Consider the following 7247-nt stretch of genomic DNA (forward strand, 5'->3'; position numbering starts at 1 on the left):
TGGCGGGGTGGGGGCGCCTTGAGGGTGCGGACCTGGCGCTGGGGGCGCAGGGGGGCTCGCACGCGAGGTGAGCGCAGCCCCCGCCCTCCCAGGGGGGCGCCCCGATTACAAGTCTTCCACCCCCCGCACCCCGCCCCTCACCAATTCCACGCATCTGTGAACAACTTCGCCATTCACGAAAAAGCTCTCACCCTTATGGGTTGTGGAAATCTCGGCGCAAAGCGGGGTCGGCACGAGGTGTGCCATGGTGGCTCCAGTGCAGGAACCGGTGCCTCACCCAAGCACCAAGCACAGTGCTCCGTCCGGCCTCTCCCAGCGACACCACGACACGGGAGGCGACGAGGGTTACCGGTTCAGCCCGCCACGGTCCCACCTCCCCGGACCTGCGGCGGGCACGCCGCGCGGGGCTCGCGACCGCGCGCGGCGCCTCGTGCACGCAGCCAGGCGGTGGTCTCCTCCGGGGGCATCGCGGCAGAGACCAGCCAGCCCTGGACCGCGTCACAACCGAGGTCGCGCAACCTCTCCCACGTCTCGTCGTCCTCGACGCCCTCGGCGACGACGACGAGACCCAGGGAGTGGGCGAGATCCACGGTGCAGCGCACGATCTCGGCATCCTCGGTGTCGATGGCGAGACGGGCGACGAACGAGCGGTCGATCTTCAGCTCGCTCACGGGGAGGCGGCGCAGGTGGACAAGGGAGGAGTAACCCGTGCCGAAGTCGTCGAGGGACATCTTCACGCCGTGCCCGGTGAGGCCGGCGAGAGTGTCCGCCGCGCGCTGGGGGTCTTCGAGGAGCACGTGCTCGGTGATTTCCAGCTGGAGGGCGCCCGGCGGGACGCCGTGCCGTGCGAGGCGTCCCGCAACGGCTCCCGCGAAGCCCGGCGTGTGGACGTCACGGGGAGAGACGTTCACCGCGACGGGCACGAAGAGGCCCTGCGCGCGCCAGCGCGCGACCTGGCCGAGCGCGGTCTCCAGCACGTACTCCGTCAGGTACGGCATGAGGCCGCTGCTCTCGGCGATGGCGATGAACTCGTCCGGAGGAACCTTTCCCCGCTCTGGGTGCACCCAGCGCACGAGGGCCTCCAGGCCGGCTACTTCGCCGTCGAAACGCACCTTCGGCTGGTAGTGGAGCTCGACATCGCCGGTGTCGAGAGCCCGCCGGAGGTCGCCGAGGAGGCCCAGCCGGTCAGGGGTGTTGGAGTCGCGCTTCGACTCGTACACCTCGACGCCTGTGCGGTCGCGCTTGGCCTGGTACATCGCCACGTCCGCGCGCCGCAGCAGCCCTTCGGCGTCGAGCGCGTGATCGGGGAAGACGGCGACACCGGCGCTGGCCTCCAGGACGAGCGTCAGCCCGTCGAGGTCGAGAGGGGAGCCGAGTTCGCCGACGAGGCGACGGGCCAGGCGCTGGGCGGCGGTGGTCGAGTCGGTGGCAGGAAGGAGTATCGCGAATTCGTCCCCGCCGAGCCGGGCGGCCTCCGCCTCGCGCGGCAGTGAGACGCGGAGCCGTTCCGCGACCTGGAGGAGGAGACGGTCACCAGCGAGGTGCCCGAGTGTGTCGTTGACGGAACGGAAGCGATCGAGGTCGATCAGGAGCAAGGCGATCCGGCCGCCCTGACGTTCGGCGGCGTCGAGCGCGGTCCAGATGCGTTCGAGGAGCCACTGCCGGTTCGGCAGTCCGGTGAGGGGATCGCGCAGTTGCTCCTCGGCTCGGGCGTGCGCCATCCACAGGGAGGTGTCGAGAGCGTAGAGCGGAATGGCGAACAGGGGGAGCAGCAGGGGCCGGTAGGCGGCGACGACGCAGATGAGGGGCGCGATACCGAGGAGGGCCACCGCGACGAGGAACTGCCGGTGCAACGCCGTGCGCGTCGTGGTGGGCAGGCGCGGGACCCGGGGGGTGTGGAGCAGCCACAGCAGGACGCGCGTGACAAGGAGGTAGGCGAGACCGGCGAGGAGGAGTTCGGGGACGGTGTAGAGGTCCCACTGCTCCGGGTGCCACGGCTGCTCGACGCTCGGCATGACGCCGAAGGCCGCCAGGACGAGGGCTCCGGCGACGTTGCCGAGGACGTCCACGGCCCCGTGCAGGACGCCCCGGCGCCAGCGATGCCTGCGGGCGAGCCCCACGAGGACCACGACGGTGAGGCTCACGAGCACGGCGGGCAACCAGCCGTACAGAAGCAGTACCGCGAGAGTGAGCGCGGCGCCGGAGCCGGTGCCGCCCCACCAGCGGTCTCTGCCGAGAGCGACGAGGTGGCCGACGATGAGGCCGGTCAGCAGGGCGAGGGACCAGCCGTCGACGCCACCGGGGAAAAGCCCGTGTCGGGTACCGAGAGCGCGGACGACCCCGGTGCCGAGGAGCGCCGCCGCAAGTGCCACGACCGCTGCGGGCAGCGCGGGCAGCACCCGCCCGCCGGTCGCGCCTGCCCGCCTCGGGCGGGTGGCACGGCACTCGTACACGCTTTCCGGCGTGGCCCGGCTGATGCCGCCGCGCGCGCCGCCGGGCTTGTCGCCGGATGTGCCTCCGTACGGGCCTGCCCCTTGGCCACGCGTCTCGTTCACCCGCGCTACGCCCCTGCCCCCGAGCGGTCCGCGCCCTGCCCGAGACATACCGGTCTCGCTTGGCCGCGCTTCGCCCTTGAGCGCGCGCCGCACTCGCGACACGGCCCGACGCACAGCCGACTCCGTGTCACGCACTGCGGACGAGGGCTCCCGCGCCACGGGCTCAGAACCAGGTGGCGCGGACTCGGACCACGGCGCCACGACCTCGGTTCCGGGTGCTACAGACGCAGGCCGACTCGCCGCGCCTTGCGGCTCGTCCGCTCCGGGTTCAGGGAGGCGCCCCGCGCCCTCGGCTTCCGGTACGGCCATCCCATCCTCGTGCGCCACCGGCCCGGCATCGCCCGCCGCCGTCTCACGAGCCCCACGGCCCTCCGGGGCCTGACCGTCGTGGCCGTCTGCCGCGCCGGCTTCCCGCGCGCGCCGAGCGGGGCCCGTCAGGAATCCGGGGCTCCCGGGAGGTGGGGTCGGGCGATACGGGAGGGAGGGGCGGGGGGCGGAGGATTCCGGTGGGTCGGGGGCGTCGGTGGGTATGGGGGGACCGGCGTGCGGGGGTGGCGGGGTACGGGCGGGGGGCACGGGGTCCCTTTCCGTGAGCGTGCGCAGTCTTCGCAGGGCTTGGCGCGTCCGCTGCCGCAGCCTGGAGACTGGGGCGACGCTCTCGGTCGGTTCCATTCCCGTCCCTCTCACCACCGGCGGTACCCGTACCCCGGCCCGAAGCCTTCGGTGCGGAGCCCTCGTTCCGGGCCTCGCGGGCGGAGACGGCGGGCGCGCCAGTCCACACTAGGCCGCGAACGGCCTCCTGGGGCAGGCGTAGCACGGGGTTGCCCGAATGCGCCCCGGCCTTACGGATGCGTCTGGTATGCACCGAACGGGCGGACCGTCACCCGCCCCCGGCACGTCGGCCCCAGTGGCCAACGCCCCGGCAACCACCCCTCCGACGGCGCCCGTTCGCCTACGCCCGAGGTTCCGCGGGCTCCCGGACGCGACGCGCCGAGCTTCCCCGCCCTGTCTCCGTAATAGTGCCCAGCTCTCCCGCTCCCCCACACCTCATCTGCCGCGCTTGGTCCCCCTGCCCTCCTTGCGCTCCCTACTCGTCCTCTTTCCCGTTCGTCGCTGCCCGCTCCGTCTTCTCGGTCGTCTCGGCCTCCGAGGCGACCGCCGCCTCCGCCTGCGCCCCCTCCGCCTTCTCGGCGCCCGTCTTCCCGGCGTCCGTCTCCTCGGCGTCCGTCTCCTCGGCCGGCCGGACCGCCACCTCTGTGGCCGCTTCCGGGCCCTGGTCCAGGAGGATCGCGAAGCCGTCCTCCTCCAGGACCGGGACCTTCAATGACAGCGCCTTGTCGTACTTGGAGCCGGGATTGTCGCCGACCACGACGAACGAGGTCTTCTTCGACACCGAACCCGTCACTTTCGCGCCACGCGACTGGAGTGCTTCCTTAGCGGCGTCACGGGTCCAGCGTTCCAGGGTGCCGGTGACGACGACGGTGAGTCCTTCGAGGGGGCGGGGGCCGCTGTCGGTCTCCGACTCGTCGGCCTCCATGCGGACGCCCGCCGCCTTCCACTTGCGGAGGATCTCGCGGTGCCAGTCGTTCTCCTCCGCGTCGTACCACTGCTTGAGCGAGGCGGCGATGGTCGGGCCGACGCCCTCGGTCTCGGCGAGTTCGTTCTCCTCGGCCGCGAAGATCCGGTCGATGGAGCGGAATTCGCGGGCGAGGGCGGCGGCGGCGACCGGGCCGACGTGGCGGATGGAGAGGCCGGTGAGGATCTGGGCGAGGGGCCGCTGCTTGGCGGCCTCGATGTTCTCCAGCATGGAGAGGGCGTTCTTCTTCGCGACACCCTCCTTGTTGGCGAAGAAGGTGACGATCTTCTCTTCGCCGGTCACCGGGTCGCGCTTGGGGAGCCCGGAGTCCTGGTCGAGGACGTAGGACCGGATCGGGAGCAGTTCCTCGGCGGTGAGGTCGAAGAGGTCGCCCTCGTCGCGCAGGGGGGGCTCGCTCGGTTCGAGCGGCTGGGTGAGGGCGGTGGCGGCCACGTATCCCAGGTGTTCGATGTCGAGGCTCTTGCGGCCCGCGAGGTAGAAGATCCGCTCGCGCAACTGGGCCGGGCAGGAGCGTGCGTTGGGGCAGCGGAGGTCGATGTCGCCCTCCTTCATCGCGCGCAGCGGCGTGCCGCACTCGGGGCACTCGGCGGGCATGACGAAGGCGCGTTCGCTGCCGTCCCGCAGGTCGGCCACGGGGCCGAGGATCTCCGGGATGACGTCGCCCGCCTTGCGGAGCACGACGGTGTCCCCGATGAGGACGCCCTTCGCCTTGACGACGTCCTGGTTGTGAAGCGTCGCGAACTCGACCTCGCTGCCGGCCACGACGATGGGCTCGACCACGGCGTACGGCGTGACGCGGCCGGTGCGGCCGACACCCACACGAATGTCCACGAGCTTGGTGTTGACCTCCTCGGGCGGGAACTTCCACGCCGTGGCCCAGCGTGGGGCGCGCGAGGTGGAGCCGAGGCGGCCCTGGAGGGGGATCTCGTCCAGCTTGACGACGACGCCGTCGATCTCGTGCTCGACGGAGTGCCGGTGCTCGCCGTAGTAGCGGATGAAGGAGCGCACGCCGTCGAGCGAGTCGGCCACCTTGTTGTGCTTCGCGGTGGGCAGGCCCCACTCGTGGAGCAGTTCGTAGGCGTGCGAGAGGCGGTCGATCGTGAAGCCCTCGCGGGCGCCGATGCCGTGCACGACCATGTGGAGGGGGCGGGTCGCCGTGACCTTCGGGTCCTTCTGGCGCAGTGAACCGGCCGCCGCGTTGCGCGGGTTGGCGAAGGGTTTCTCGCCCGCGTCGACGAGGCGCGCGTTGAGCGCCTCGAAGTCCTCCATCGGGAAGTAGACCTCGCCGCGCACCTCGACCAGCTCGGGGACGCGCTCCCCGGCGAGTTGTTCGGGGATGTCCGAGATGGTCCGTACGTTGGGTGTGATGTCCTCGCCGACACGGCCGTCCCCGCGTGTCGCGGCGCGCGTGAGCCGCCCGTTCTCGTACGTGAGGTTGACGGCGAGGCCGTCGACCTTGAGCTCGCACAGGTAGTGGTAGCCGGGTGCGCCGACCTCCTTGGCGAGCCGTTCGGCCCAGGCGGCGAGGCCCTCGTCGTCGAAGACGTTGTCGAGCGAGAGCATCCGCTCGCGGTGCTCGACGGAGGCGAAGGGCGTGAACTGCTGGTAGTCGCCCGCGACTTTCTGGGTGGGCGAGTCGGGCGTACGGAGCTGGGGGTGCTCCTCCTCCAGGGCGGTGAGCCGGCGCAGCAGCGCGTCGAAGTCGGCGTCGCTGACGACGGGCTGGTCGTTGACGTAGTACCGGTAGCGGTGCTCGTCCACCTCGCGCGCGACACGGCTGTGCTCCTCGCGCACCTCGGCGGGCACGTCGGCGGCGGCCCCCGTCGCGTCCGTCGCATCCGCCGTCGAAGCCTCGTCGGCGCTCCCCGTGTCCGTCCCCACGGTCTCCGGGACCTCCGCCTGCGCCGCGCCGTCCCGCGCGTCCCGCGTCGTCTTCTCGCCTGCCATCGTGCGTCCTCCCGTATCCCCGTGCGTGCCCGTGGTCACTTCGGTCCCCTCGCCCCGGTCGTCACTCCGGGTGGTCCGCGAGCGAACGTGCGGCGCGGACGCAGTGCGCCATGGCGGCGCGGGCGTACGCGGGCGGGGCACCCGCGAGCCCGCAGCTCGGCGTGACCACCACGGAACGCGGAAGAATCGCCGGTGAGAGCCCCAGCCTGCGCCACAACGACCTGACCCCCATGACGCTACCGGCAGGGTCGGACAATGCCGTGTCGCTGCCGGGCACGACACCCGCGAAGAGTCGCGTCCCGGCCTCTACGGCCTCCCCGATCGCCTCGTCATCACGTTCGGTGAGCAGCGAGAAGTCGAAGGAGAGGGCGTCCGCGCCCGCCCTGCGCAGGAGCGCGAAGGGGACGTGCGGGGCGCAGGAGTGGACGACGGTCGGGCCTCCGGTGACGGCGAGGACGTCGCGCAGGGTCGACTCGACAAGCTGGCGGTCGGGGGCGCGGTGGGTGCGGTAGCCGCTCGCGGTGGGGACGGTGCCGGTGAGGACGGCGGTGAGCGAGGGCTCGTCCAACTGGAGGACGACGGTGGCGGCGGGGACGCGGCGACGCACGTCGGCGACGTGGGCGCGCAGCCCCTCGGTGAGCGAGGCGGCGAGATCGCGTACGGCGCCGGGGTCGGAGAGCGCGGCCTCGCCGCCGCGCAGCTCCAGCGAGGCGGCGAGCGTCCACGGGCCCACGGCCTGCACCTTGACGAACCCGTCGTGGCCCTGCGTGAACTCCTCCAAGGCGTCGAGATCCTCGCCGAGCCAGGAACGCGCGCGCCGGGTGTCGCGCCCCGGACGATCGCTGACGCGCCAGCCGCTCGGTTCGAGGTGCGCCCAGATCTCGGCGAGGAGCCCCGTGGTGCGGCCGATCATGTCCGCGCCGGGGCCCCGGGCGGGCAGCTCGGCGAGATACGGGAAGTCCTCGAACGAGCCGGTCGCGGCGCGGGCGGCCTCGCGGGCGTCGGTTCCGGGCAACGAGCCGATCGCGGTCGCGGAGGGCCAGGTCAGGGAGGGCGTTGATGCGGTCACGCGGTAAGCGTAGGCGGGGCCCGGGGGTGCGGATGTACGGGGACGAGCGGCCCTCCCGCGTCAGGTGGCCCCGGGCGGT

3 protein-coding genes are annotated in these 7247 nt (G+C 72.3%); all 3 read right to left on the reverse strand.

What is annotated here, in order from left to right; genetic code table 11:
* Window positions 1–353: 353 nt before the first annotated feature.
* The 3 genes from SSBG_RS06950 to SSBG_RS06960 all read right to left on the reverse strand — a co-directional run bounded on the left by SSBG_RS06950 (window position 354) and on the right by SSBG_RS06960 (window position 7168).
* Entirely contained in the window at window positions 354–2690 is a 2337-nt protein-coding gene (locus tag SSBG_RS06950; protein WP_420790264.1) for a putative bifunctional diguanylate cyclase/phosphodiesterase, read from the reverse strand.
* Window positions 2691–3642: 952 nt separating this feature from the next.
* On the reverse strand, window positions 3643–6099 hold the full coding sequence (ligA, locus tag SSBG_RS06955) for an NAD-dependent DNA ligase LigA (protein ID WP_008745495.1): 2457 nt from the start codon (window positions 6097–6099) through the stop codon (window positions 3643–3645).
* A 61-nt stretch (window positions 6100–6160) separates the two neighbouring features.
* The gene (locus SSBG_RS06960; RefSeq protein WP_008745496.1) at window positions 6161–7168 is read right to left on the reverse strand and encodes a methionine synthase; all 1008 of its coding nucleotides are present in this window, start codon (window positions 7166–7168) and stop codon (window positions 6161–6163) included.
* Window positions 7169–7247 lie beyond the last annotated feature (79 nt).

The organism is Streptomyces sp. SPB074 (genome assembly GCF_000154905.1).
Taxonomy (GTDB): domain Bacteria; phylum Actinomycetota; class Actinomycetes; order Streptomycetales; family Streptomycetaceae; genus Streptomyces.

Bases quoted from the DNA above. Each gene is read 5' to 3' on its own strand.
- ligA (WP_008745495.1), bottom strand. From the start codon at position 6,099: ATGGCAGGCGAGAAGACGACGCGGGACGCGCGGGACGGCGCGGCGCAG.